General features: G+C 69.8%; 2 protein-coding genes and 1 pseudogene. 2 read left to right on the top strand and 1 reads right to left on the bottom strand.

From position 1 onward, the window contains the following. Positions 1 to 146: pseudogene (locus SD626R_RS16415) on the bottom strand (radical SAM protein); the annotation flags it as partial. Between the two features lie 153 nt (positions 147 to 299). On the opposite strand from SD626R_RS16415, the gene SD626R_RS11030 reads away from it, so the two are divergent. Beyond that, complete coding sequence (locus SD626R_RS11030; RefSeq protein ID WP_092566410.1) at positions 300 to 1,025, top strand: DUF6517 family protein; 726 nt, start codon at positions 300 to 302, stop codon at positions 1,023 to 1,025. Between the two features lie 125 nt (positions 1,026 to 1,150). Continuing rightward, positions 1,151 to 1,260: DUF373 family protein (locus SD626R_RS16410; protein WP_141651433.1), on the top strand; the 110-nt coding region annotated here is incomplete at its 3' end.

Here is a 1,260-nt window from a genome sequence, read left to right as displayed (position 1 = left end):
TTCCGCTCGTTGGCGTACACGTCCGTGACGTTCTTCCGGTTCTCTCCGAGGGGGCAGTAGAAGCAGTCCCGCTGGTCGCAGTAGCCGTAGACGAACAGCACCATCTTGCCGCCCTTAGCGCACTGTTCACAGCCCTTGGAGATCATCTACCCCTACTACCGGCCGCGGCCTCAAAAAGCGTCCGAACTCCGCGTTCCCGGGAGAGGCCTTGTCACGGGAGCGGTTCCGATGTCGACGACGCCCTCACACGGGGCGACTCGGACACAAAGTATGTACCCCCATCGCCGCCAGTATGGGCCATGAACCGAGAGCCGACCGCCGCCGACGACGCCGAGAACCGGACCGCGAGCGACGCGATCACCCGCCGTCGCGCCCTCGCCGCCGGGGGCGCCGTCGCGCTCGCGGGCCTCGCCGGCTGCACCGCGTACGACGTCGCGACCGGCGACGGGCCCGCGGAGTTCGCCGCCGGCACCGCGACGGTCGCCGACGCGACGCTCTCGGAGAGCGGCTACGAGCTCAACGAGGTGACCGACGAGACGATCACCCGGGAGGTCGAGGTGGCCGGGCGGACGCGAGAGGTCCGCGTGACGAACACCGTCGCCGAGTACGACAAGGCGGTCGAGCTGTTCGGCGAGCGCTACCAGGCCGCCGTCTTCGCCGCGGTGGCGACGCCGCGGGTGGAGGTCCTGGGGGAAGCGCTCAATCCGATCGCCGACTTCAGCACCCGCGAGCGCGCCGAGATCATCCTGAGCCGCTACGAGAACGTCGGCGACCTGGAGCGCGGCTCGGAGTACTCGACGACGGTCCTCGGCGCCGACGCCGACGTCGTCGTGTACACGGCCGAAGGCGAGATCGAGGGGACGGGCGCGGGCGTCGAGCTGGAACTCCACGTCGGCGAGCCGGTCGAGGCCGGCGACGACTTCGTCCTGCCGCTCGCGTCGTACCCGGCGTCGTTCAGCGACGGCGAGAACGTCCGTTCTATGATGAACGGGATCGAACACGAGCCGGCCTCGGACGACGACTGAGAGGCGATCGGACCGCGAGCGATCGGGCCGTAGCCGATCGGCTCACACGCGACCGGACGGACGTGTCCCCCGCCCCGCCGGAGCGAGCCGAAAACATATGGCGGCCCCTCGCATAGCGTCGCGTAATGCTGTTGGTCCTCTGCGTCGACCTCGACGACGACCTCGGCCGCAAGACCGGGATCCCGACCCCGGTGATCGGCGCCGACGACGTCACCGAGGCCGCCGTCGCGCTCGC

It is taken from the genome of Halorubrum sp. SD626R (genome assembly GCF_001261915.1).
GTDB lineage: Archaea > Halobacteriota > Halobacteria > Halobacteriales > Haloferacaceae > Halorubrum.
The sequence above is the reverse complement of the archived record's forward strand: the minus strand, read 5'-3'. Positions and strand labels throughout refer to the sequence as shown.

Bases quoted from the DNA above. Each gene is read 5' to 3' on its own strand.
- SD626R_RS11030 (WP_092566410.1), top strand. From the start codon at position 300: ATGAACCGAGAGCCGACCGCCGCCGACGACGCCGAGAACCGGACCGCG.